Below are 23,374 nucleotides of genomic sequence, written 5' to 3' on the forward strand. Positions count from 1 at the left end.
ACGGTCAGTTCCGGGCGGCCAGCACCGCGTCCCTGGCCTCGAGCGCCGTGTCACTGTCCAACGCCAGGGCCGCGAGCTCCCGGCACTGCTCGAGGGTGACCCCTGCCAGAGCCGCCCCGACGAACGGCAGCGCGGCGGTGGCGACGGAGAGCGAACCGACTCCGAGTCCCAGCAGGACGCACGCCAGGTTGGGGTCCGCCGCCGCCTCGCCGCACACCCCGACCGGGATCGTGCGCCCGTCCGGCGACCGGCCCGCGGCCTCGGCCACCGCCCGGATGAGCCGGAGCACGGCGGGTTGCCAGGGGTCGGTGAGGGCGGCCAGATCGGACGACATCCGGTCGGCGGCCATGACGTACTGCGTGAGGTCGTTGGTGCCGATCGACAGAAAGTCCACGTGCGGGAGGAACCTGTCGACGGCCACCGCGACCGACGGCACCTCGACCATGATCCCGGGGGTCAGGCCGCGCCGACGGCACCGGTCGGCGAAGTCGCGGGCCTCGTCGACGGTGGCGACCATGGGGGCCATGACCCACGGGGAGGACTGTGCCCCGCCCACCCGGCGGCCGGCCGCGGCGAGGGCGTCGAGCTGCCGGTCCAGCAGCCCGGGGTCGATGAGATCCACGCGGATGCCGCGGACGCCCAGAGCGGGGTTGTCCTCCTCGGTCATGCCCGCGAACGCCAGCGGTTTGTCCGAGCCCGCATCGAGGGTTCTCGTGACGACCCGGCCGTCCGGGAATGCGGCCAGGACCCGGGCGTAGAGGTCGACCTGCTCGTCGTGTGTCGGTTCGGCGGCCCGGTCGAGGAACGCCAGCTCGGTGCGGAACAGGCCGATCCCGCCGGCCGGGCCCGACGCCGCGTTCTCGGCCCCCTCGCCGTCCTGGACGTTGGCCAGCAGGCGCACGGCGTGCCCGTCGGCCAGGACGGCGGGGCCGCTCCAGTCGGCGGCGGCGGCCCGGGTGCGCCGGTCCGCCTCGGCCGCCGCTCGGGCCGGGCCCTCCTCGGGATCGACGGTGACCGTGCCCGCGGCCGCGTCCACCAGCACGTTCGTGCCGTCGGTGATCGCGGCGAGTCCCCCGGCGGCGACCATGCACGGGATGCCGAGCTGCCGGGCGATGATCGCCGTGTGTGAGGTGGGCCCGCCGTGCTCGCAGACGATCGCCAGCACCGTGGCCGGGTCGAGCCCGGCGGTGTCCGCCGGGGCGAGGTCGTCGGCCATGAGCACGCCCGGCGCGTCGAAGTCGGGGACGCCCGGTTCGGGCAGGCCGCGCAGCTCGGCCACGACGCGCGCGCAGATGTCGCGGAGGTCGGTGATGCGCTCGGCCTGTCGACCGCCGACACGCGCGAACATCGCGGCGAAGGTCTCCGTCGCCGCCACCGCCGCGGCCTCGACCGCCGCGCCCTTCTTGAGTTCCTTGACCACCGCCTTGGCCCAGCCGCGGTCGCGGGCGAGGACGGCGTTGGCGGACAGGACCTCTGCGCTGACGCCGGTGGCCAGGGCGGCCCGTTGATCCAGGCGGTCGGCCACGGTCCGGGCCGCCGCGACGAAGCGTTCGCGGCCCTTCTCGACCTGCGCCTCGTCCGGCGCACCCGCTGCCTCGGCTCCCGCCGCCGTCCCGGTTCCCGCCGCGCCCGCGGCCCCCGGGTCGACCGCCGCGCCCGCGGCCCCCGGGTCGAGGACATCCTGCCTGACGACCCACCGGGCGGGCCCGTAGGCCAGTCCGGCGACCACGCCGGTGCCGCGGATGACCGTCCCGGACTTCGACTGCTGCGTCATGGGAACTCCTAGCGGACCGGACGCCCTCGTCCGGCTCATCGATCGGTTATGTGACGAGAATAACTAAATCGGCTTGACTTTCCAACCGTATCGGGCAGAATCCAACACAATCGGTCACCACAGCGGAGAGGTCGGAGCCCATGTACGGGAGCGAACGACGGCGACACATCACGGAGGCGCTGGCCGCCTCCGGGCGGGTGACCGTCGCCGAACTCGCGGCCGACCTCGACGTGAGTGCCGAGACGATCCGCCGAGACCTGTCGCTCCTGGAATCCGAGGGGCACCTCGAACGCACCCACGGCGGGGCGGTCCCGGCGGTGCCCGGTGGCCGCGTCGAACGCACCCTGGCCGCGCGGCGGTCGGAGAACGTGGACGCGAAGTCCGCGATCGGCCGGGCTGCGTTGCGGCTGCTCCCCGCCGTGGGGGGCGCGGCCCTGCTCGATGCCGGCTCCACCACGGACCGCCTGGCCGAATCGCTGCCCGCCGACCACGGCCTCACCCTCATCACGAACTCGGTCCCCATCGCCGACGGCCTGCACCGCGCGGCGTCGGAGGACCTCCACGTCCTCGGCGGGACGGTCCGCGGCCTCACGGGGGCGTGCGTGGGTCCGTCGGTGCTCCGGGCGCTGGAGTCGATCCGGGTCGACGTCGCCTTCGTGGGCACGAACGGCCTCCACCCCGAGCGCGGCCTCACCACCCAGGACCCGGACGAGGCGGCGGTCAAGAACGCCATGTGCCGGGCGGCCCGCCGGGTGGTGGTGCTCGCGGACTCGAGCAAGTTCGGTCACGAGTTCCTGGTCTCGTTCGCTCCGCTGGACCGGGTCGACGTCCTGGTCACCGACGCTCCCCCGCCGGGCCCGCTGGCCACGGCGCTGGACACCCACGGAATCGAGGTCGTGCTGCCATGATCGTCACGCTCACCATGAACCCGTCGGTGGACCGGACCGCGCAGCTGCCCGCGCCGCTCACCGTGGGCGGGGTCAACCGCATCGCGGCCGTCGACGACTCCCCGGGCGGGAAGGGCGTCAACGTCGCCCGCGTCCTCGCCGGCGGAGGGGTCCGGGCGGAGGCGGTGTTCCCGGCCCCGGCGGACGACCCGTTCGTGGCAATGTGCGCCGGGGCCGGCGTCGCGACGTCCGTCGTCCCCGCGCACGGCGCGGTGCGGATCAACCTCACCCTCGCAGACCCCGCCGGAACCACCACCAAGATCAACGCCCCCGGCCCCGAGTTCGACAGCGCCGCGATCGACCGGGCCCGCTCCACGGTCGCCGCCCTCGCCGGTGACGCGGCGTGGGTGGTGCTGTGCGGGTCCCTGCCGCGCGGCGTACCGGACGACTTCTACGCGGACCTGGTCGGTGCGCTCCGCCCCGCGGGGGCCCGCCTCGCCGTCGACACCTCCGACGCACCACTGGCCGCCCTCGCGGCACGCCTGCCCGACGCGGCGCCCGACCTGGTCAAACCCAACGGCGAGGAGCTCGGGCAGCTGGCCGGCGTCGACGGCTCCGAGCTGGAGCGTCGCGCCGCCGCCGGTGACACGACCCCCGTGGTGGACGCCGCGCGGGCGTTGCGCGCCCGCGGCGTGGGCGCAGCTCTGGTCACCCTGGGCGGCGCCGGTGCCGTCCTGATCGACGACGACGAGGCGTGGTACGCGAACACTCCACCCGTGCACGTCAGATCCACGGTCGGGGCCGGAGACTCCGCGCTCGCGGGCTACCTGCTGGCCGAGTCCCGCGGACTCCCGCCGCGGGACCGGCTGCTGTGGGCGGTCAACCACGGCAGCGTCGCCGCCTCACTGCCCGGTACCGGACTGCCGCTGGGCCTCGACCCGACCACGTTCCGCGCCACCGTGCGGCGACTCGACTGACCCGCCGCACGGGCGCCCAGCACCCACAGACCGCGACCCCCCACCCGGCGGCCTCCCACCCAGCACCCTCCCAACCCAGCACCTCTCAAACCAGCACCCTCGGAAGAACACGGAGCACGGCAATGAACCAGCCGATCATCGAGACCGCCGCTGTGCGGCTCGACGCCGACCTCGGCGGCACCAAGCAGGAGGTGATCCGGGCGCTGGCCCGGACCCTCGTCGACGCCGGCCGGGCCGACGATCACGACGCGCTCGTACGCGATCTGTTCGCCCGCGAGGACAAGGCGGCCACCGGCATGAAGGGCGGGATCGCGATCCCGCACTGCAAGTCCGAGGCGGTGTCCGCGCCGAGCCTGGCCTTCGCGCGGCTCGACCCGCCCGTCGACTTTGGCGCCAAGGACGGCCCCGCCGACCTCGTGCTGATGATCGGCGCCCCCGCCGGCGGCGGCAAGGACCACCTGAAGATCCTGGCCACGCTCGCCCGCAATCTCGTGCGGGCCGAGTTCGTGGACTCCCTCCGATCGGCCACCACGCCGGACGAGGCGGTCGCGGTCATCGAGGGCGTGCTCAGGCCGGAGGAGAAGACCTCGTCGTCGTCCTCGACCCCCGGCTCGGCAGCGGGCGCGGCATCGGGCGCGGCGCCGGCCCGGGTGGTCGCGGTGACCGCCTGTCCCACCGGCATCGCCCACACCTACATGGCCGCCGACTCGCTCGCCCAGGCGGCGGAGGCGCGCGGCGTCGAACTGCACGTGGAGACCCAGGGTTCGGCCGGGGCCACCCCCCTCGACGCGGCGGTGATCGAGGCCGCGGACGCGGTCGTGTTCGCCACCGATGTCGGGGTGCGCGACCGCGGCCGGTTCGCCGGCAAACCCGTCGTCGAGTACGGGGTGAAGAAGGCGATCGACGCGCCCGACCAGGTCCTCGACGAGGCGCTGGCCGCGGCCCAGGACCCCCGGGCACGGCGCGTGTCGGCGGACTCCGGCACCGCCGACGGCGGCTCCGGCTCGGGCGGGTCCGGCTCCGACGAGCACTGGGCTCGCGGACTGCAGCGCGCCGTCATGACCGGCGTGTCGTACATGATCCCCTTCGTCGCCGCCGGCGGGCTCCTGCTCGCGCTGGGATTCCTGTTCGCCGGGTACGACGTCGCGTTCGTGTGGGAAGAGCTCGCCACCGGGTTCTCACTCACCGACCTGCCCGGGGAGGTGTGGTACCTCGACGGCGAGATCGTGTCCGCCGGGACCGCCGGGGCCGAAGCCCTCACCCACTCCGGGCTGCGGCTCTACATGGGAGCCGTGCTGTTCGCGATCGGCCAGGCCGCGATGGGCTTCATGATCGCCGTGCTTTCGGGCTACATCGCCTACGGCCTGGCCGACCGTCCCGGCATCGCGCCGGGCTTCGTCGGCGGTGCGCTGTCGGCGACCCTCGGTGCCGGGTTCATCGGTGCGCTCGTCACCGGCATCCTCGCCGGCTACCTCGTGCGGTGGATGACCACCTGGAAGACCCCGCGGTGGCTCGCCGGCCTCATGCCGGTGGTGCTCATCCCGCTCATCGGTTCGCTGGCGATCGGCCTGCTGATGTTTCTGCTGCTCGGCCGCCCGCTGGCCTCGCTGACCTCCGCCATGGAGTCGTGGCTGGGTGGCATGACCGGCTCCTCGGTGATCCTGCTGGGCGTCATCCTGGGACTGATGATGTGCTTCGACCTGGGCGGGCCGATCAACAAGGCGGCGTACACGTTCGCCACGGCCGGGCTGGTCGCCGACAATCCCGCAACGCTGCGGATCATGGCCGCGGTGATGGCCGCCGGCATGGTTCCGCCACTGGCGATGGGCCTGGCGACCGTCGTGCGCAAGCGCCTGTTCAGCCCGGTGGAGCAGGAGAACGGCCGCGCCGCGTTCCTGCTGGGCGCCAGCTTCATCACCGAGGGTGCGATCCCCTTCGCCGCCGCCGACCCGCTCCGCGTCATCCCGTCGATGATGGCCGGTGGCGCCGTGACCGGTGCGCTCATCATGGCGTTCTCGGTCGAGTCGTACGCGCCCCACGGCGGGCTGTTCGTGGTGTTCGCCATCAACCCGGTCTGGGGCTACCTCTTGGCAATCCTCGCCGGCACCCTCGTCGCGTGCGCGGCCGTGGTGGTCGCCAAGACGACCCGCCGCGAGCCCACCCCGGCCCCGGCCGCCGCAGCACAGCCGGTCGCGGCCTGACACCAGAGCCTGCACGATGACGGGGGAACCCCCGGCACCGGAATACACAGAGGAGACACCATGCCCAGCACCACCGTCACCGTCGGATCGGCCGAGGGCCTCCACGCCCGCCCCGCGGGGATCATCGCCGAGGCCGCCGAGAAGTACGAGACCGACATCGAGATCACCTACGACGACGAGGAGGCCGACGCCGCGTCCGCGATGCTCATCATGGCGCTCGGCGCCGAGAAGGGCGCCACGGTGACCGTCAGCGGAGAGGACGCCGACGCGGTGGCCGAGATCGCCGCGCTCATCGAGCAGGATCTCGACGCGGAATGACCGTCCTGGTCGTGGGATCCGGCGGGTACCTCGGTTCGCGCCTGGTACCCGCCCTGCTCGCCCGCGGTCACCGCGTCCGGGCCGGCGTCACGGACCCCGGTCGTGCCGCGACGCGCCCCTGGTCCGATCGGGTCGAGACCGTACGGTGCGACGTCCTCGACCCGGCGAGTCTCGCGGCCGCCCTCGACGGGGTCGACGAGGTGGTCTACCTGGTCCACCGGATGGGTGCCGGCGCCGACTTCCGCCGCGAGGACGCCGAGGGCGCGGCGGCGATGCGCCGGGCGATGGCCGCCGCGGGCACGGAACGCTGCGTCTACGTCTCCGGATTGGCGCCCTCGGGGGACGACCGCCTGCCGCTGTCCAGGCACATGGCCTCCCGGCTCGAGGTGGAGTCGCTGCTCTCCGCCGGGCCGACACCCGTGTTCACGCTGCGGGCCGGGGTGATCCTGGGGGCGGGCTCCACGAGTTTCGAGCTCCTCCGCACACTCTGCGAGCTGCTCCCCGTCCAGCCGGTCCCCCGGTGGATGCGGCACCGGAAGGTCGAACCCGTCGCCGAACGGGACGTCGTCGAGGCCCTGTGTCATGCCCTGGCCGGCGACCCCCGCACCGGTCACGCCGACCTCGGATGCGGCGAGGCCCTGACCTATCCCGCACTGCTCGCGCGCTACTCCCGCATCGCCGGGTTGCCGACGGTGCGCCTCCCCGTGCCCGGGGTGCCGTGGGACCTCGTCGCCGCCGGACTGGCACCCCTGGTGGATCAGGACGGAGCGACGGTCAGTGCGCTGATCGAGAGCCTGCAACACGACATGGTGGTCGGCGATCCCGCCGCGGGGCTGCTCCCCGGGGACTGGGAGATGACGGGGATCGACGAGGCGATCCGGGTCGCGCTCGCCGACGCGGCCGGATAGGGCGGCCGCGTCGATGCGGCATCCGCCGACCCGCTTAGGTAACCTCGATCACAACTGACACTCGTCAACCCGCGAGAGTCTCGAGATCGAGGCCCGAGACGACCGCCCGAGGAAACAAAGAGGTCGCGCATCATGACGTCGCGTATCGCCACCCCGCCGGTCGCCCCGGGCCGTGAGGCCCTGTTCCGTCCCCTCGAGGTCAGGTCGCTGCACCTGGCCAATCGCCTCGTCATGTCCCCCATGACCCGCATGGGCTGCCCCGACGGCCTGCCGGACGAGGTCAACCGCGACTACTACGCCGACCGGGCCGCAGGCGGAACGGGACTCGTGGTGACCGAGGGCATCGGCGTCGACCACCCGACCTCGGTCGACCATTCGTGGATCCCCCGCCTCGACACGCCGGAATCTGTATCGGCCTGGCGTGTGGTGACCGACGCCGTCCACGCCGCCGGCGGCCGGATCATCGCCCAGCTCTGGCACGTCGGCCCACTGTGGGGGGCCAACGCCCGCTTCGACCGGGCCCACCGCGACCGGCTGATGGAGATGCACCCGATGCGCCCGTCCGGCCGGTGGGGCACCCCGGGCGTCACCACGTACTCCGAGCGCAGCGTCGCCCGGTGGTCACCCGAGGTCCCGCCGATGACCGACGGCGACATCGCGGAGGTGATCGACGCGTTCGCGCGCTCGGCCCGCCTGGCGATGGACGCCGGGTTCGACGGCGTGACGTTGCACGGCGGACACGGATACCTGCTCGACGCGTTCGTCTGGGCCGACACCAACCGCCGCACCGACGACTGGGGCGGCGACCTGGCCGCGCGCAGCCGCTTCCCCGCCGCGGTGGTCGCGGCGGTCCGCGGGGCGATCGGCCCCGACGCGCCGCTGTTCTACCGCTTCTCCCAGCACACCCAGCAGGACTACACCGTCCGCAAGGCGACCACCCCCGACGAGCTGGCTGTCTACCTGGGCGCGCTCGCCGACGCGGGCGTCGACCTGCTCGACGCCTCGACCAGGCGGTTCAACGACCCGGCCTTCCCGGACCTGGGGGGCGACGACGGCGAGGTGTCCCTGGCCGGATGGGCCCGCAGGCTCACCGGACTGCCGACCGGCGCGGTGGGCGGGGTGGGGATCGGGACGTCCCTGCGCGAGCAGAAGTCGGGCAAGCCGGCCATCGCCGCCGACAACATCGATGCGGTCGTGGAGTGCATGGAGCGCGGCGAGTTCGATCTCATCTCCGTGGGCCGGCTCCACCTGGCGGACCCGTCGATCGCGCAGGTCCTGCGCGAGGCCGGGCCGCTGCCGGAGTTCGTGCGCGAGGTCCACGAGATGCCGCTGCGCTCCCCCGCCTGACCCGCCGCGCCGCGGTCGGCCGCGTGAGCTGCCGCTACCCGACCAACTCTAGCGGGCCCGCCGAACCGGGACTAGCCTTCGGCCATGACCGTCACCGACGAACTGCTCGAGGCCGCCAAGGCCTACCAGGCCGACTTCGACAAGGGCGACCTGCCCATGCCGCCCGGGCGGCAGATCGCCGTGGTGGCCTGCATGGACGCCCGTCTCAACCCGTACGGCCTGCTGGGCCTGACCGAGGGCGACGCGCACGTCATCCGCAACGCCGGTGGGGTCGTCACCGACGACGTCCTGCGCTCGCTGACGATCAGCCAGCGCCTCTTGGGCACCGAGGAGATCGTCCTGATCCACCACACGGACTGCGGGATGCTCACCTTCCGCGACGACGACCTCAAGGACCGGATCGAGTCCGACACCGGCCAGCGGCCCCGTTGGGCGCCGGAGTCGTTCCCCGAGCCCGAGGCCGACGTACGCCAGTCGATCGCCCGGGTCGAGTCCGATCCGTTCCTGCTGCACAGCACCGCTGTCCGCGGTTTCGTCTACGACGTCGGCACCGGGGAGTTGCGCGAGGTCGCCCGCGTGTGACGCGGACCTGCTGATGCCCCTTCCCGGGGAAGGGCGATCGCGCTAAGTTGGAGGTTCCTTCATCCCGCGCCGAACTGTCCCGGCGATCCCGCACGGAGCCCCGCAGTGTCCACACACACTCACTCAGCCGAGACCACTCGTTCCGTCAACCCGTTTCGGGTCGCCCTGCTCGTCGGCGGCCTCATAGCCGTGGGCTTCGGCGTCGCTGTCCTCTTCTGGCCCGCGAAGACGGCAGTTGCCGTGACCGGGGTGCTGGCCGTCTACGCGATCGCGGCCGGCGTCGTCTACATCGCCGTGGCGGCCGTCGCCAGGTGGCAGAGCACGGGTAGCAGGATCGGCCACGCCCTCCTCGGAGTGCTGTTCATCCTCGCCGGCGCCTATGCGTTCGCCTCTCTCCAGGAGTCGGCGGCATTCCTCGCTCTCTTCGTCACGGTCATGATCGGCGTGATGTGGATCGTCGAGGGTTTCACCGCTTTGTTCACCCTCGGCGAGTCTGGGTCGAGCGCGGTGACGGTCATCTTCGCGATCATCTCCGTCCTCGCCGGGTTCGCGCTGCTCAGCACCCCGGTGTGGGGCGCGGGGTTCCTCTGGTGGCTCTTCGCGATCTCTCTCGTCGTCCTCGGCGTACTCAACGTGGCCCGCGCTTTCCCGCTTAGGGGCTGACGGCCGGACCACCCAAACCCGCCTCCCCGCACGCGGGCACCCCGGGAGATGTTTCAGAGACCGGTAGCGCACCGGTCGAGCCCAGTGCGGATCGCTGTTAACCTCGGCCCCGGCGCACCGGTTGTGACCCGGATCGCCTCATCACCCCGACGAAAGGACTCCCCTGCAATGGGTTCAGACGCTCTCGGTTCCCTCGGTTCTCTCGCGGCGGGCTCCCTCGCCGCCCCGCTCCTTGGTTCGCTCGGTCTCGGCTCCCTTCTCCAGGGGGCCGGCAGTGACGTCGGCAGCGCGACCGACTCTCTGACCGGGCTGCTGCCCACGGACCTCCTCGGCGGCCTCTCCTGACCCGGACGGGATACACGCAAGACCCCGGGACGCAGTTCTTCGTCCCGGGGTCTTCTGTATCGCGCGCCGGAGATCGGCGTCACGACGGCGTCAGGTGTGTGCGCCCTCGGCCTGCTGCTCGTCCGAGTACATGGACGTCTTGCTGGTCTCGGGGGCAAGGACCAGCGAGATGATGGTGAGCACGCTCAGGCCGACCAGGTAGTAGCCGACGTAGGCGACCGAGTAGTTCTGCACCAGCCACACCGCGACGAACGGGGTCAGCGCCGCGCCCAGGATCGCGGAGAAGTTGTACGCCACTCCCGAGCCCGTGTAGCGCGTGTGGGTGGGGAACAACTCGGGAAGCACCGCGGACATCGGCCCGAAGGTCAGCCCCATGAGCATCATGCCGACGCACAGGAAGAGCAGCATCCGCACCACGTCAAGGTCCTCGCCCGTACCCATCGCGTCCGGGTCGAGCCACCAACCGAAGCTCAGGCCGAACAGGATGATGGCGGCGGTGACGCCGATGAGCATCCGACGGCGGCCCAGCTTGTCGGCCAGCAGGCCGGCCACCGGGACGAACGCGGCGAACAGCAGGATCGCGATCACCTGGATGATGAGGAACGACTGGTAGCCGTAGCCGAGCCCGCCGGCGTCCGCGCCGCCGATCGCGAACGACAGGATCCACGTGGTCATCAGGTAGAACAGGCCGTACGTGGCCAGCATGATGAACGTGCCGAGGATGATCTCCCACCAGTTGCGGCGGAACACCTCCGAGACCGGGGTCTTGACCCGCTCGTTGTTGGCGATCGCCCGGGCGAAGACCGGCGTCTCCTCGATGCGGAGCCGTACGTAGAGGCCGACGGCGACCATCACGATCGACAACAGGAACGGCAGACGCCACCCCCACACCAGGAACGGGTCGCCCAGTTCCGCGGCGGTGGAATCGTACGAGAACCAGATCGTGAGCAGCAGGAAGATGCCGTTGGCGAGGATGAAGCCGAACGGCGCGCCGAGCTGCGGCCACATAGCGGCGAACGCGCGCTTACCCGGTTGCGCCGTCTCCGAGGCCAGGAGCGCCGCACCCGACCACTCGCCACCCAGGCCGATGCCCTGGAAGAAGCGCAGGATCGTCAGCATCGCCGGCGCCCAGAGACCGATCTGGTGGATCGTCGGCAGCAGGCCGATGAGGAACGTCGCGATACCCATGGTCAGCAGCGCGCCGACCAGGGTGACCTTCCGGCCGAGACGATCTCCGTAGTGACCGAAGACGATGGACCCGAGCGGCCGCGCGATGAACGCCGTACCGAAGGTGGCCATCGAGGCCAGCAACGCGGTGCCCGAATCACCGCCTGCGAAGAACAGCAGCGGGAAGACCGACACCGCGGCCGTCGCGAAGATGTAGAAGTCGTAGAACTCGATCGTGGTCCCGATGAGCGAGGCGAGGATGATCCGGCGCCGGGGCACCGGCTCGGCCGCGATCGTCTCGGGGACCGCGGTACCCGTCCCGTGGGGCCCTGTCGACCCGTCCGGCGTTGCCATGTTCCTCCTAGGACGTCTGAACGGCGCATCTACTGTCGACCACCGACCGTCGACCGCGACAAGCGTAGGCGGCCAGGTGATGTGGGTCACCCTGCTCGATGGTGGCTGTGCACGTGGCACAGATCAGCCCGTCGATTTTCGCGATCGTTGCGCACGGTGTCCAATCCCTCCCCCGCCGCCGGGGCGTGCGGGGGTGGTGCGGATGATGCCGTGCGCCGGGTCAGCGCGTCCGGTAGTGGGAGTACGCGGTCCCGCCGGCGAAGACGCGATGGGCGGCGAGCTCCAGGTCCAGCGTCGTGTCCGGGGGCAGCGCGCGCAGTCCGCCGCCCACGACCCTGGGGACGACGAACAACCGGAGATCCGAGACCAGCCCCGCGCGGATCGCCGCGCCGGCCGTGGTGGGTCCGAAGATCTCCACCTCGCCCGGCGCCTCATCGACGATGCGGCGCAGAGTGTCCAGGTCGAGGCGCGGGACCAGGCGATCACGATCGGACACGAGGTCGTTCGCGGTCAATGTCGAGGACACCACGGTGCGCGGTATCGCCTTCCACCGCTCCGCGAACTCGTGCTCGTCGGGGCTCCACGAGTCGTCCTCGGGTGGGGACTGCCAGTACTTCATCAGTTCGTACGTCCGCCGGCCGAGCACCTCGTGGACGACGGGCCCCAGGCGTTCCACGTGGAACCGGAACACCTCGCCGCTCGGGGCGGACCAGTTGAAGTCGCCACTCGCGTCCGCGGCGTACCCGTCGACGGAGACGGTAGCGGTGTAGGTCAGTGTGCCCATGGCCGTCCTCCAGCCCTCGTCCGTGATGTGGACGGTCGTGATGAGGGCAGTGTAGTGCCGTGCGCAGGTTCCAGACTGAGCGTTTCCCGCTATTCGGTGTCCGGGACCCGCACCGGCGTCGGGTCAGTCGGACACCGCGCGGTCGGCGTCGCGGCGCTCCCGCTCCTGCGCCTCGGCGATGGCCTGACGTGCGTAGACCCACCGGGCGGTGGAGTTGAGGTGCGAGCGGTGGTCACCGATGTGCAGTCCCCAGGACAGCAGGGTGATGACGCGGTTCCTGAAGCCGATGAGGAACGCCAGGTGCACCACCAGCCACAGCACCCAGGCGATGAAGCCGTGCAGTTCGAGTGGCCCGATCTTGGCCACAGCGCTGTAGCGCGACACCGTCGCCATCGACCCCTTGTCGAAGTACTTGAACGGCGGGCGCCCGGACGGGGACCGCCCCCTCTCGACCTCGCGGACGATCTGCTTGGCGACGTACTTGCCGCCCTGGATGGCGACGGGGGAGACGCCCGGCAGATTATCGAGGTTGATCATGTCGCCGATCACGAAGATCTCCGGGTGCCCGGGCAACGAGAGATCAGGATTCACCAGGACGCGGCCCGCCCGGTCCACCTCGGCGCTGGTCTGGTCGGCGAGCATCCGGCCCAGAGGGCTCGCCTGGACACCGGCCGACCAGATCTTGCAGGTCGCGTCGATCCTGCGGAGTGATCCGTCCGGGTCCTCGACCTCGATGCCGTTGTAGTCCACGTCGGTCACCATGGCGTTGAGCTGGATCTCCACTCCCAGTTCCTCCAGCCGTCTGCGGGCGGCGTTGCCGAGTCTGGCTCCGAAGGGCGGCAGGACGGCAGGGGCGGCGTCGATGAGGATGATGCGGGCCCGACCCGGGTCGATCCGGCGGAAGCTGTTCTTCAGGGTCCGCTGAGCCAGCTCCGCGATCTGCCCGGCCATCTCCACGCCCGTGGGGCCGGCGCCCACCACCACGAACGTGAGGAGACGACGACGCTCCGCCTCGTCCTCGGTCACCTCGGCCTGTTCGAAGCAGCCCATGATCCTGCTCCGCAGCTCCAGGGCGTCGTCGATGGACTTCATGCCGGGAGCCCAGCGCTCGAAGTGATCGTTCCCGAAGTAGGACTGGTTGGCACCGGCGGCGACGACGAGACTGTCGTACTCGAGCTCGAAGTCCACGTGCCCGGCGGTCGCGTGGACGGTCCGCGCGGTCACGTCGATCCGGTCCACCTCCCCCAGTGCGACGGTGGCGTTCTCCTGATCGCGGAGGACCAACCGGGTGGAGGGAGCGATCTCCCCGACGGACAGGATCCCGGTCGCCACCTGGTACAGCAGGGGCTGGAAGAGATGGTGGCCGGTCCTGGCGACCAGGGTGACGTCCACGTCCGCCTTGTCGAGGGCGCGGGCGGCGGCGAGGCCCCCGAAGCCCGACCCGATGATGACGACGCGGTGGCGACGATCCACAGGGGCCTGGGCACCCGTCACCGGATGAGAGTTCATGGTCATGGCGCCTCCTCGACCCACTACTGTCCGGGTTCGGAGCCCCGCAGGGCCCTCTCCCGCCGATCCTAGACCGCCCGACCGGGCCGGGGTCCCGAGCCGCCGAACCGTGCCGGACCGGAGTCAGACCCATTCCGCGAGCGTCGGCGCGTATCGGCGGAGCACGCGGGTCACGAGCAGCAGGATCACCACGAGGATCCCGACCCACAGCACGGTCAGGCACCACCCCGCGAGGACGTCGCTGGGGAAGTGGACCCCCAGGTAGACGCGGGACGCGCCGACCGCGAGAACGTAGACCACCGCCACCGCGAGCGAGGCCCACCGGTACCGGGTGCCCCAGGCCAGGACGACCAGCGGAGCCGCGAGCGACATCGACCCCATCGCGTGCCCACTGGGGAAGGAGAAGGTGTGCTCCGCCGACAGGTGCTCCCAGAAATCCGGGCGCGATCGCTCGAAGGCCGGCTTGAGGGCGACGTTGAGCCTGGACGACCCGTACACCGCGGCCAGCACGAGAAAGGCGCCCCCGAACCTGCGCAGAACGCACAACAGCAGTGCGATCACGACGGAGGCCGCGAGCACGAACTGGCCGCCGAGATAGCTCGCGGTCTCCGCCGCGGCCGTGAGCCATGGCGACGTCGCCCCGTGCACCCACATCATCACGGGCCGGTCCAGCTCGACGGTCCCGTCGTCGGAGACGTCGGAGGCCAGCGCCGCGAAGACCCCCAGGAGCACCAGCAGCACCGCGGCGCCCGCCGCCGGCGCTCTCCACCCGGAGACCCCCGAGGAACGCCGGGTGTCGCCGTCGTCGATGGCCATCGCCCCAGCGTAGGGACGGACACTGAGAAAATCAGGAAAAACTACCGCCCTACCCCGCGGTCGTGACGGCGCCGTCGACGAGGGGGTGGCTCACGCGAGCTCGTCGATCAACCGGGCGATGATGTCGTTCATCGCCAGGAGCCCGACGAGGTCGTTGCCGCGGACCACGACCAACCGGTTCAGCTGGTACCGGTCCATGAGGGTGGCGGCCTGGTTCACCGACAGGTCCTCTCCCACTGAGATGGCAGGCTTGACGGCGGCGTCGTACACGTTGAGCAGGTCCACGTCGCCCTCCTCGACGACGATGGCGCGCAGCAGCTCGTTGTAGCTGAGCAGACCATAGGCATCGTGAAGGTGCTGGCGTTCCACCACGAGACTCTTGACCTGGCGGGAACGCATCTCCGACAACGCCTCGCGGAGGGTGGCGTAGGGGGAGATGGTGATCACCTCGGGCACCATGACCTGTTGGACGGTGAGCATGGGGGTCCTCCTGGGTTGTGCGGGCGGTATGGAGCGCGCGAGGGGGAGCGGGTGGGCGTGACTCAGGTGTTCTCCCGGCGCATGTATTCCTCGAACTTCACCAGTTGCCGCGGGTCTATCCCCGTGAGGTGCTCGATGGGGACGTTGAAGGCGATGCCGTGGGAATTGTCCCCGTCGACCAGGATCTCGTGGAGGGACTTGAGGATCGGGGTGGCCAGGTGGGTGCCCACGACCATGAGCAGCACCGACTGGGAGCCCTCGAAGGCCAGGCCGAAGAAGGTCTTCTTCTGCTGCGCGCCGATGCCCTTGCCCTCCAGGATCGTCACCCCGGTAGCCCCGGCTCGTTGCGCGACCTCGATGGCGGTGTCCTCCAGTTCCGGGGGGGCGATCACTACGACAGCCGTGAATTTCATGACGATTCCTTCCGCAGGCGGGGGATTCTCTCGAGGGCGATGGCATAGAGCAGGACGGAGACGATCGGGAAGATCGAGGCGAAGGCGATCAGGCCGAAGCCGTCGAGCAGCGCACTGCGGCCCTCGATGGCGCCGGCCAACCCGATGCCCAGGGCGGTGACCAGCGGCACGGTGACCTCGGACGTGGTGACCCCGCCGAGGTCGAAGGCCAGGGCGACGATGTACTTCGGCGCCAGGATCACCAGGACGATGACCACGGCGTAGGAGACCATGACGAAATAGTGCAGCGGACCGCCGGAGAGGATGCGGTACACCCCCAGCGCGATTCCGACGGCCACGCCCGTGGCCACGACAAGCCGGATCGCGGTGGCGCTGATCCCGGCCGGCGAGACATTCTCGGCCTGGTCCGCGATGGCCACCAGTGCGGGTTCGGCCATGGTGGTGGCGAACCCGATGAGCAGCGCGAACAGCAGGATCAGAGCCGAGACGTCGAGTCCGATGAGCTGCTCGGCCATCTGCGTGCCCAGCGGGAAGAGCCCCATCTTCAGGCCCACCACGAAGGCGTAGAGCCCCACGAGGACCATGACGAACCCCACGGCCACCCGCAGCGGGTGGGACAACTTCCGGCGCAGCGCGACGTACTGGAAGAACAGGACGACGATCACCATGGGCGCCACGTCGCGGACCATCTCCGCCAGGCCCACCACGTGCTCCAGCCAGAGCGGGGCTCCGGCGGAGTGCTCCGCCCCCGTGGTCGACGCGCCGCCGACCCCGCCGAAGGTATAGACCCACATCCCGTACAGCTGGACCCCGATCATCGGCACCATCACGCACAGCGCCACCAGGCCGAAGCCGTCCGTGAGCGCGCTACGCCCTCGGATCGAGTTGGCCAGACCGATCCCGATCGCGGCGATCAGCGGCACGGTCACGACGTTGGTGGTCACGCCGCCGGAGTCGAAGGCCAGACCCACGATCTCCGGTGGGGCCACGAACGTGGCCGCCAGGACAACGACGTAGCCGCCGATCAGAATGCGGTGGACCGCCCAGCCCCGCAGCACGCGCAGGATCCCCAGGACCAGCACGAGGCCCACGGACACGGCGATCACGACCCGCAGCACGACCCCGTCGATACGGCCCTCGCTGATCAGTTCCGCCTGTTCCGCCACCGCGATCAGGGCCGGTTCGGCCACGACCGCGGCGAAGCCGATGGCGAAGCCGAAGGTGAGCAGTAGTCCCAGGGCCCCGCGGCGGGTGAACTGGTTGGCGAGGTTCTTGCCCACCGGGAACACGCTCAGATCCAGGCCCTGGAGGAACAGGGCGATCCCCACCCCCACGATCAGCAGACCGGCCACCAGATGGATCGGGTCCTCGGGCATCCTGCGGAACACCAGCACCTGGAAGGCCACCACCACCGCCACGATGGGCAACAGATTCCTCAGCGCCTTGCCGAACTCCTGGGCGAAGTGGCGGAGATACTCCATCGCGGCTGAGGTCCTCTTCCGGTGTCGGTGTCGACAGGCGGGTTGGATCCCAGTCTCCCGCAGGGCGTCGCGGGCGTGGGCGAAACCGCCCTGCCGACCGACCGGGGGGTTCGTCAGGCCGGGTGGTCAGTGCACGACAGCGCCGTCGACGAGGTGGATCCCCGCATCGCACCGGGCCGCCGCGGCGGCATCGTGCGTGACGAGCATCAGTGCCACGTCGAACTCACGCGCGGTATCGAGCAGGAGGTCCATGACGACCCGCCCGGAGTCGGAATCGAGCGCACTCGTGGGTTCGTCGGCGAGCAGGAGCGACGGCCCGTTCATCAGCGCGCGCGCCACGGCCACCCTCTGCCGCTGCCCGCCGGACAGCGCCCCGGCCGACCGACCGGCGGCATCGCCCAGACCGACCATGTCCAGCAGGTCGTCGGCCCGCTCACGCGCGTCGCGTCGTCGAGCCTTCGACGGCCGCGCCCCCAGCCACGCCATGGCCTCGAGCTGTTCCCGTGCCGTGAGGGACTCGATGAGGTTGGCCTGCTGGAACACGATGCCGATCTCGCCTCGGCGCAGTTCGGCCCCCCGGCGAGCGTCCGCCGCGGCCAGGTCCACGGCCCCGCTGCGGGTCTCCAGCCACACCTGACCGGAGTCCGGCCTGGTGAGGGTGGCGGCGACGGCGAGCAGGCTGGATTTTCCCGACCCCGAGGGGCCGGTCACCGCGAGGCTGCGGCCCCGTTCGATCGCGAGCGAGACGTCGTCGACGGCGGTGATCCGGCCGTTGCCGTCGGGGAAGGTCAGGACGACGTTGTCCATCCTCAGTGCGGTCGGGACGGGTGCGGTGGTCACGGGGCGATCGAGGAAAGCGGTGTGGGACATGTCGGTTCTCCTGGTGGTGGGTCGCGGTGAGGACGCGGGGGTCGACGACGACGAGGTGAAGCAGGTGCCGGACTCGGAGCCGGTCATCGGGCCGCCCCCAGTGCCGAGTTGGGGTCGGCGGTCAGCACGGGCCGCAGCGAGACGGCGGCGCCCGCGAGGCCGAGGACGGCGAGCAGCGCGGCCGGCACGAGGGTGGTCGCGGCCGAGACGACGAACGGCACGGTGCCGCCGACGGACAGGCCGACCAGGGCGGCGATGCCGACCCCGCCCACGACGCCCACGGCCAGGACGACCGCGGCCTGGCCGACAGAGTCGCGGACGACCGCGGCGGTGGACGCCCCGAGCGCCTTGAGCACGGCGACGTCACGACGGCGCTGCATCCCCCACACGGCGAAGAACGCGCCCACGACCAGAGCGGTGACGGCGAGGAGCATGGTGGTCATCGTGCTCAGCGAGGTGTTCTCGGCCCGGTGCGAGGGCAGCGCTCCGACGAGTCCGTCGGAGTCGACCAGCGTGAGGCCGGCCCCGGCGGCGACGGCATCCGGGTCGGCGCCCGCCGCCACGGCCACGGTGGTGGCCGCCCCGCCGCGCGGAGCGAGCGAGTGCCAGGTGTCGAGGTCGGTGACGACGACAGGGGTGTGCGAATGCCAGAGATCACCGGTGTGCCCGGCGACCGCCAACGCGCTGCCCCCGAGGCTGATCACGCCGACGTCGGCGCCCACCTCGTCGTCGACACCGTCGGAGACCAGGACCTCCCCCGGCGCCGGTGGCGCCACCGACCCCACCTCGTCGGCCAGTCCCACGGCGACGACGGAGACCCCGGTCTCGGTGCCGTCGTCCAGGGTGATCCGGGCGAGTCCCACCGGGACGGCCGACGGGTCCCCGGCGGCAACGGTGGCCACCTGGTCGGCGGTGAGTGCGGCACGGTCGAGGTCGACGGCGCCGGAGTCGTCGGCGGGGAGGACGAAGCCGGAGCCGTCCGCGCCGAGCGCCCGGAGCGCGGACACGCTCTGGTGAGCCAGCCCGGCGGTCAGGCCGAGCAGGCCCGCCACCAGGACGGACAGCATCAGCACGACGCCCGTGATGAGGGCGAAGCGCCACCGCGCCGTGCGGAGCTCGCGGAGTGCGAAGAACATGGGGTCCCTTTCGTGGGGTCTGCCTGTCGTGGGGTCTGCCTCCAGGCTCGTCCCGCCGACGCCGGACCGGATCGGCCACGAGGGTGGTTCCGCGGGGACGAACGGTGGGGCCGGCCTCCATCGTTCGATGGATGCCGGGTGCCCCACCGGGGACTAGCGTCGACCGGGTGACCCCCGCGCCCGCGTCCGCCGCCGCGCCCGCACCCGCCGCCGAGCTCCCGCCCGAGTCGGCGGGGGTGCGTGCGGTGTTCGCGCAGCTCCAGGTGGCACTGCACACGTTGGTGGCCGCGCTGCTGGCCCTCACGTTGGTCAGCGCGCACCGGGACACCTCCGGCATGCCCGACCCGCCGGCGGTCGCCGCCGCCGTGGGATTCACGGTCGTGTACGTCGCGGGGACGGTGTGGGCGCGCCGCCGCCCGACGACCGCCGCCGTCCGGGTTGGTTGGCTGGTCGCGGTCCTGGCGTTGTGGGCATGCCTGGTGGTCCGGGTTCCCGAGGCCGCCTACCTGGCGTTCCCCCTGTTCTTCCTGGTCCAGTTCCTCCTCGGCGTGTGGGCGGGCACCGCGGCGGTGGCGGCGCTGGCGGCCGTGGCGGTCGTCGCCCTGGGCCTGCATCACGGGTTCACTCCCGCCGGGGTCATCGGCCCGACGGTGGGAGCGCTCGTGGCCCTCGGCCTGGGGGCCGGTGTGCGGGCACTGCACCGCGAGTCCCAGGCCCGGCGGGAGGTGATCGCCGAGCTCGTGGCCACCCGCTCGGCGCTCGCCGCGCGGGAACGGGAGGTGGGCCGGGAGGCCGAGCGCGCGCGGTTGGCCGGGGAGATCCACGACACCGTCGCGCAGGGGCTCGCGAGCATCGGGATGCTGTTGCACGCGGCCGAGCGCACCGCGCCCTCGAGCCCCGCCGTCGACCAGATCCGCCTGGCCCGCGAGGTGGCGGGTGAGAACCTCACCGAGACGCGCAGGCTCATCGCCGCCCTGCGGCCCGCGCCGCTCGACGGCGTGTCGCTGGCCGGGGCGCTGCGCCGAGTGGCCGCGAGGTGCCGGGCCGAGAATCCCGGGCTCGAAGTGTCCGTCGCCACCGGGAACGCCACCGGGAACGCCGGCGAGCACGCCACCGAGCCCTCCACCGAGCCGCCGGCGGAGCTCGCCGCGGTGCTCGTCCGGGTGGCGCAGGAGGCGCTGACGAACGCGGTGCGACACGGTGCGCCGCAGCGGATCACACTGACCCTGTCCGGCTCCCCCACCGCCGTGGTCCTGGAGATCGCCGACGACGGCCGCGGCTTCGACGTCGCCGCCCCGCGCACCGCCGCCTCGTTCGGGCTCGACGGCATGGCGCGGCGGGTGGGCGACCTGGGCGGGCGGTTCGAGGTCGACTCCGAGCCGGGATCGGGCACGGTGGTCCGCGCCGTACTGCCGGTGCGGGAGACGGCGCCGGGGACCCGGTTGGGAGACGAGGGATGACGACGACGAGGACGCGTGTGCTGATCGCGGACGATCACGCGGTGGTGCGAACCGGGCTGCGTGCACTGCTCGCCGCCGATCCCGCGATCGAGGTGATCGCCGAGGCGGCGGCGGCCGGCGCCGCCGTGGAGCGGTGCCGGATCGGGGACGTGGACGTGGTGTTGATGGACCTGCGGTTCGCGGGGGATGCCACCGCCGGTGTGCTGGCCACCGCCGCGATCCGCGACCTGGCCGACCCCCCGCAGGTGTTGGTACTGACGAGCCACGACACGGACGCGGACATTCTCGGCGCCATCGAGGCCGGGGCCTGCGGTTATCTGCTCAAGGACGCCGGCCCCGACGAACTGTTGGGCGCGGTGCGCGCCGCCGCCGACGGCGAGAGCGCGCTGTCCCCCACTGTCGCCGCGCGGCTGATCAGCCGGATGCGCGACCCGCGGCCGGTGCTGACCGAGCGGGAGGCGGAGGTGCTGCGCGCCGTCGCCACCGGGGCGACCAATCGGCAGGCCGCCGCGTCACTCCACGTGTCGGAGGCGACGGTCAAGACCCACCTCGTCCACGTCTTCGACAAGCTCGGCGTCACCTCGCGGACCGCGGCGGTGGCGCGGGCGCGTGAGCTGGGCCTGGTGTGAGGGTCTCGTACATGCGGATCGCCACGGCGGCCGCCGACACCGCGCTGACCACGGCGGCGGCCCACACCGCGGCGTGCATTCCCATGGCGTCGGCGACGATCCCCCCTAACACCGCGCCGACCGCGTAGCCCAGGTCGCGCCACACGCGGTAGACCCCGACGGCTCGTCCCCGCCACACGGGGTGGGCCACGTCGCCGATCGCCGCCAACAGCGTCGGATAGACCATCGCGGTCCCGGCTCCCAGGATCACGGTCCCGACCGCTCACGTGCTGAATCCACTGCCGAGCGCGATGACGACCAGGGCGACCGCCTGGGTGGCCATCCCCACCGAGATCAGGTGCTTGCGGCCGACCCGGTCCGAGAGCGCGCCGGTGAACAGCTGTCCCACGCCCCAGACGGCGGGGTAGAGCGCGAACAGGAGTCCGATCTGTCCCACGGACAGACCCGCGGTGGCGAACAACAGGGGGAACAGTCCCCAGGACAGCCCGAAGTTGAGGTTGTTGACGAGCCCGGCCTGGCTGGCCGAGGACAGGGCCGGTTTTGTGAAGCTGGTCTGGATCGCGATCTCGCGGTCCGTCATGTCGGCGTGGAGATGGTCGTGCAGTCCGTCGGGGCGGGCGGTGTGCCGCCCTGCGTCCACCAGGGCGTGATCGCGCGTCTCGCGGACGAAGATCCCGGACAGCACCAGGGCCAGGGCCGTGTAGGCCACTCCGACCAGGAACGGCGCCGGTCGCAGACCGTACTGCCCGGCCAGGTAGCCGGCGAGCAGCGAGGTCACCGCGACCGCGCCGTATCCTGCCGCCTCGTTGAGCCCCATCGCCAGACCACGCTGTCGCGGGCCGACGAGGTCGATCTTCGTGACCACGGTCGTGGACCAGGTCAGGCCCTGGTTGATGCCCAGCAGGATGTTCGCGGCCACCACCCAGCCCCAGTCGGGCGCCCAGATGAGCATGAGTGGGACCGGGATGGCGAAGAGCCACCCGACCAACAGGACGGGTTTGCGTCCGTACCGGTCGGAGAACGTCCCGGCGAAGTAGTTCGCGATCGCCTTGGTGACACCGAAGGCAGCGACGTAGGTGAAGATGAAGCTGTAGCCGGTCAGGCCGAAGACATCCGTCGCCAGCAGGGGCAGCACGGTCTGCTGCTGTCCCACCATGCCGCCGACCAGCGCATTGATGGCCACCAACAGCGTGAACTGGGCGGCGTTGGCCTTGAGACCGAGAACGGGTGCGCGTTCGGTGGGCATGCTCCCCTTTCATGACTGAGGCCGGCGTGGTGGCCAGTCCACGGCGGAATATACCCCAGCGGGTATTAACCCTCCCGGTTTCGCCAACTGTACACAGTTGACTACAGTTGGTGTGTACACGCTTGACTACACCGGCGAAGCCAGCGCTCGTCCCGCCTCGCCCCACATCCACACCGGAGGACCACATGACCGGAACCCGTCCCGAGATCGCGGCCACGCCCGGCACGGATCGCGCGAACCGCCTGGCCGGAAAGACCGCGATCGTCACCGGAGGCGGGCAGGGCGTGGGCCGCGGGATCTCGCTCGGCCTGGCTGAATCAGGCGCCTCGGTCCTGCTGGTCGGGCGGACGGTGGAGAAGCTCGAGAAGGTCGCCGAGGAAATTCGCGCGATCGGCGGCGCGGCCGAATGCCTGCCGGTCAACATCACCGCGGAGGGCGCACCCGAGGCGATCGTGGACGCAGCTGTCACGCATTTCGGAGGGGTCGACATCCTCGTCAACAATGCGAACATGGCCCGGCCCCTGCCACTGTCCGACTACCCCGACGACGGTTTTCGCAAGGCCTTCGAGTCCGGCCCCCGCGTGTCGCTCACGCTGATGAAGCTGACCCGCCCTTTCATGGCGCAGAGGGGCGGTGGGGTGATCATCAATTTGGTGACCTCGGCAGCCGTCCGGTGGGATCCCTCCAACTACGGCATCTACGGGGCCGTGAAGGAGAGCATGCGCGCCCTCACACGGGCCGCCACGTACGAATGGGCCGACGACGGGATCCGCGCTCTCAACGTAGCCCCGCATGCCCACAGTCCCGGGCTGGACTGGTGGATGGACAACAACCCCGAGGAGGCCGCCGATTTCCTCTCCGCCATCCCCGCCGGCCGCGTGGGTGATCCGGTGACAGACATCGGCCGCCCGGTCGCCTGGCTCTGCTCGGCGGAGGCCTCTTATCTGAACGGAGCGACCATTCCGCTCGACGGCGGCCAATCCCGCTGGGGCTAACCACTGCCCTCCCCCAGCCGCACCACCGGACC

Annotated in this window: 22 protein-coding genes and 1 pseudogene; 12 read left to right on the top strand and 11 right to left on the bottom strand. The window is 71.4% G+C overall.

Annotated features, from left to right (window positions below):
* Window positions 1-4: 4 nt before the first annotated feature.
* Window positions 5-1,774 (bottom strand): phosphoenolpyruvate--protein phosphotransferase, encoded by a 1,770-nt coding sequence (locus NR111_RS05580; protein ID WP_256820197.1) that lies wholly within the window; start codon window positions 1,772-1,774, stop codon window positions 5-7.
* Window positions 1,775-1,914: 140 nt separating this feature from the next.
* On the opposite strand from NR111_RS05580, the gene NR111_RS05585 reads away from it, so the two are divergent.
* The 9 genes from NR111_RS05585 to NR111_RS05625 all read left to right on the top strand — a co-directional run bounded on the left by NR111_RS05585 (window position 1,915) and on the right by NR111_RS05625 (window position 10,002).
* On the top strand, window positions 1,915-2,682 hold the full coding sequence (locus NR111_RS05585) for a DeoR/GlpR family DNA-binding transcription regulator (protein WP_154830059.1): 768 nt from the start codon (window positions 1,915-1,917) through the stop codon (window positions 2,680-2,682).
* A complete protein-coding gene (locus NR111_RS05590; protein ID WP_256820198.1) occupies window positions 2,679-3,638 on the top strand; it encodes a 1-phosphofructokinase family hexose kinase in 960 nt (319 codons plus the stop codon). Before NR111_RS05585 ends, NR111_RS05590 begins: the two co-directional genes overlap by 4 nt.
* A gap of 122 nt (window positions 3,639-3,760) precedes the next feature.
* The gene (locus NR111_RS05595) at window positions 3,761-5,839 is read left to right on the top strand and encodes a fructose-specific PTS transporter subunit EIIC (protein WP_256820199.1); all 2,079 of its coding nucleotides are present in this window, start codon (window positions 3,761-3,763) and stop codon (window positions 5,837-5,839) included.
* Between the two features lie 60 nt (window positions 5,840-5,899).
* Complete coding sequence (locus NR111_RS05600; RefSeq protein ID WP_067713081.1) at window positions 5,900-6,157, top strand: HPr family phosphocarrier protein; 258 nt, start codon at window positions 5,900-5,902, stop codon at window positions 6,155-6,157.
* Window positions 6,154-7,065, top strand: a complete 912-nt coding sequence (locus tag NR111_RS05605; RefSeq protein ID WP_256820200.1) for an NAD(P)H-binding protein — start codon at window positions 6,154-6,156, stop codon at window positions 7,063-7,065. Before NR111_RS05600 ends, NR111_RS05605 begins: the two co-directional genes overlap by 4 nt.
* Before the next feature lie 132 nt (window positions 7,066-7,197).
* Window positions 7,198-8,412 carry a 12-oxophytodienoate reductase gene (locus tag NR111_RS05610; protein WP_256820201.1) on the top strand — a complete coding sequence of 405 codons (1,215 nt, stop codon included), beginning with the start codon at window positions 7,198-7,200 and terminating at the stop codon, window positions 8,410-8,412.
* A gap of 84 nt (window positions 8,413-8,496) precedes the next feature.
* Entirely contained in the window at window positions 8,497-8,994 is a 498-nt protein-coding gene (locus NR111_RS05615; RefSeq protein WP_206474060.1) for a carbonic anhydrase, read from the top strand.
* Window positions 8,995-9,099: 105 nt separating this feature from the next.
* Entirely contained in the window at window positions 9,100-9,657 is a 558-nt protein-coding gene (locus tag NR111_RS05620) for an HdeD family acid-resistance protein (protein ID WP_067713092.1), read from the top strand.
* Between the two features lie 168 nt (window positions 9,658-9,825).
* A complete protein-coding gene (locus NR111_RS05625; RefSeq protein WP_172812101.1) occupies window positions 9,826-10,002 on the top strand; it encodes a hypothetical protein in 177 nt (58 codons plus the stop codon).
* A gap of 90 nt (window positions 10,003-10,092) precedes the next feature.
* Here NR111_RS05625 and NR111_RS05630 read toward each other — a convergent pair whose 3' ends face one another.
* The 9 genes from NR111_RS05630 to NR111_RS05670 form a co-directional block, all read right to left on the bottom strand.
* Window positions 10,093-11,523, bottom strand: a complete 1,431-nt coding sequence (locus NR111_RS05630; RefSeq protein WP_256820202.1) for an MFS transporter — start codon at window positions 11,521-11,523, stop codon at window positions 10,093-10,095.
* A gap of 220 nt (window positions 11,524-11,743) precedes the next feature.
* Window positions 11,744-12,307: a dihydrofolate reductase family protein gene (locus NR111_RS05635; RefSeq protein ID WP_256820203.1), complete on the bottom strand. Its 564-nt coding sequence runs from the start codon at window positions 12,305-12,307 to the stop codon at window positions 11,744-11,746.
* Window positions 12,308-12,430: 123 nt separating this feature from the next.
* Window positions 12,431-13,822 carry an NAD(P)/FAD-dependent oxidoreductase gene (locus tag NR111_RS05640; RefSeq protein WP_256820204.1) on the bottom strand — a complete coding sequence of 464 codons (1,392 nt, stop codon included), beginning with the start codon at window positions 13,820-13,822 and terminating at the stop codon, window positions 12,431-12,433.
* A 117-nt stretch (window positions 13,823-13,939) separates the two neighbouring features.
* On the bottom strand, window positions 13,940-14,632 hold the full coding sequence (locus NR111_RS05645) for a phosphatase PAP2 family protein (RefSeq protein WP_256820205.1): 693 nt from the start codon (window positions 14,630-14,632) through the stop codon (window positions 13,940-13,942).
* A 90-nt stretch (window positions 14,633-14,722) separates the two neighbouring features.
* A complete protein-coding gene (locus NR111_RS05650; RefSeq protein WP_256820206.1) occupies window positions 14,723-15,112 on the bottom strand; it encodes a CBS domain-containing protein in 390 nt (129 codons plus the stop codon).
* A 62-nt stretch (window positions 15,113-15,174) separates the two neighbouring features.
* A complete protein-coding gene (locus NR111_RS05655; protein WP_256820207.1) occupies window positions 15,175-15,525 on the bottom strand; it encodes a P-II family nitrogen regulator in 351 nt (116 codons plus the stop codon).
* Window positions 15,522-17,006, bottom strand: a complete 1,485-nt coding sequence (locus NR111_RS05660) for a DUF1538 domain-containing protein (protein ID WP_256820208.1) — start codon at window positions 17,004-17,006, stop codon at window positions 15,522-15,524. The genes NR111_RS05655 and NR111_RS05660 overlap by 4 nt, the downstream gene beginning before the upstream one ends.
* A gap of 126 nt (window positions 17,007-17,132) precedes the next feature.
* Window positions 17,133-17,876 carry an ABC transporter ATP-binding protein gene (locus NR111_RS05665; RefSeq protein ID WP_256820209.1) on the bottom strand — a complete coding sequence of 248 codons (744 nt, stop codon included), beginning with the start codon at window positions 17,874-17,876 and terminating at the stop codon, window positions 17,133-17,135.
* 83 nt (window positions 17,877-17,959) lie between these two features.
* Window positions 17,960-19,012 (bottom strand): FtsX-like permease family protein, encoded by a 1,053-nt coding sequence (locus NR111_RS05670; protein WP_256820210.1) that lies wholly within the window; start codon window positions 19,010-19,012, stop codon window positions 17,960-17,962.
* A 167-nt stretch (window positions 19,013-19,179) separates the two neighbouring features.
* Between NR111_RS05670 and NR111_RS05675 the strand changes: the two genes are divergently transcribed.
* On the top strand, window positions 19,180-20,472 hold the full coding sequence (locus NR111_RS05675) for a sensor histidine kinase (RefSeq protein WP_256820211.1): 1,293 nt from the start codon (window positions 19,180-19,182) through the stop codon (window positions 20,470-20,472).
* On the top strand, window positions 20,469-21,101 hold the full coding sequence (locus NR111_RS05680) for a response regulator transcription factor (protein ID WP_256820212.1): 633 nt from the start codon (window positions 20,469-20,471) through the stop codon (window positions 21,099-21,101). The genes NR111_RS05675 and NR111_RS05680 overlap by 4 nt, the downstream gene beginning before the upstream one ends.
* Here NR111_RS05680 and NR111_RS05685 read toward each other — a convergent pair.
* Window positions 21,049-22,347, bottom strand: a pseudogene (locus NR111_RS05685) (MFS transporter). The gene NR111_RS05680 and the pseudogene NR111_RS05685 overlap by 53 nt on opposite strands.
* A 185-nt stretch (window positions 22,348-22,532) precedes the next feature.
* Between NR111_RS05685 and NR111_RS05690 the strand changes: the two are divergent.
* Window positions 22,533-23,342, top strand: a complete 810-nt coding sequence (locus tag NR111_RS05690; RefSeq protein WP_154830044.1) for an SDR family NAD(P)-dependent oxidoreductase — start codon at window positions 22,533-22,535, stop codon at window positions 23,340-23,342.
* Window positions 23,343-23,374: the final 32 nt, after the last annotated feature.

The sequence above is a fragment of the Dietzia sp. Die43 genome (assembly GCF_024519835.1).
Lineage (GTDB): Bacteria > Actinomycetota > Actinomycetes > Mycobacteriales > Mycobacteriaceae > Dietzia > Dietzia kunjamensis.

Excerpts from the sequence above, each read along its gene's own strand:
- NR111_RS05580 (WP_256820197.1), bottom strand. The coding sequence starts at position 1,774 with ATGACGCAGCAGTCGAAGTCCGGGACGGTCATCCGCGGCACCGGCGTG.
- NR111_RS05585 (WP_154830059.1), top strand. The coding sequence starts at position 1,915 with ATGTACGGGAGCGAACGACGGCGACACATCACGGAGGCGCTGGCCGCC.
- NR111_RS05590 (WP_256820198.1), top strand. The coding sequence starts at position 2,679 with ATGATCGTCACGCTCACCATGAACCCGTCGGTGGACCGGACCGCGCAG.
- NR111_RS05595 (WP_256820199.1), top strand. The coding sequence starts at position 3,761 with ATGAACCAGCCGATCATCGAGACCGCCGCTGTGCGGCTCGACGCCGAC.
- NR111_RS05600 (WP_067713081.1), top strand. The coding sequence starts at position 5,900 with ATGCCCAGCACCACCGTCACCGTCGGATCGGCCGAGGGCCTCCACGCC.
- NR111_RS05605 (WP_256820200.1), top strand. The coding sequence starts at position 6,154 with ATGACCGTCCTGGTCGTGGGATCCGGCGGGTACCTCGGTTCGCGCCTG.
- NR111_RS05610 (WP_256820201.1), top strand. The coding sequence starts at position 7,198 with ATGACGTCGCGTATCGCCACCCCGCCGGTCGCCCCGGGCCGTGAGGCC.
- NR111_RS05615 (WP_206474060.1), top strand. The coding sequence starts at position 8,497 with ATGACCGTCACCGACGAACTGCTCGAGGCCGCCAAGGCCTACCAGGCC.
- NR111_RS05625 (WP_172812101.1), top strand. The coding sequence starts at position 9,826 with ATGGGTTCAGACGCTCTCGGTTCCCTCGGTTCTCTCGCGGCGGGCTCC.
- NR111_RS05630 (WP_256820202.1), bottom strand. The coding sequence starts at position 11,523 with ATGGCAACGCCGGACGGGTCGACAGGGCCCCACGGGACGGGTACCGCG.
- NR111_RS05635 (WP_256820203.1), bottom strand. The coding sequence starts at position 12,307 with ATGGGCACACTGACCTACACCGCTACCGTCTCCGTCGACGGGTACGCC.
- NR111_RS05640 (WP_256820204.1), bottom strand. The coding sequence starts at position 13,822 with ATGACCATGAACTCTCATCCGGTGACGGGTGCCCAGGCCCCTGTGGAT.
- NR111_RS05645 (WP_256820205.1), bottom strand. The coding sequence starts at position 14,632 with ATGGCCATCGACGACGGCGACACCCGGCGTTCCTCGGGGGTCTCCGGG.
- NR111_RS05650 (WP_256820206.1), bottom strand. The coding sequence starts at position 15,112 with ATGCTCACCGTCCAACAGGTCATGGTGCCCGAGGTGATCACCATCTCC.
- NR111_RS05655 (WP_256820207.1), bottom strand. The coding sequence starts at position 15,525 with ATGAAATTCACGGCTGTCGTAGTGATCGCCCCCCCGGAACTGGAGGAC.
- NR111_RS05660 (WP_256820208.1), bottom strand. The coding sequence starts at position 17,006 with ATGGAGTATCTCCGCCACTTCGCCCAGGAGTTCGGCAAGGCGCTGAGG.
- NR111_RS05665 (WP_256820209.1), bottom strand. The coding sequence starts at position 17,876 with ATGTCCCACACCGCTTTCCTCGATCGCCCCGTGACCACCGCACCCGTC.
- NR111_RS05670 (WP_256820210.1), bottom strand. The coding sequence starts at position 19,012 with ATGTTCTTCGCACTCCGCGAGCTCCGCACGGCGCGGTGGCGCTTCGCC.
- NR111_RS05680 (WP_256820212.1), top strand. The coding sequence starts at position 20,469 with ATGACGACGACGAGGACGCGTGTGCTGATCGCGGACGATCACGCGGTG.
- NR111_RS05690 (WP_154830044.1), top strand. The coding sequence starts at position 22,533 with ATGACCGGAACCCGTCCCGAGATCGCGGCCACGCCCGGCACGGATCGC.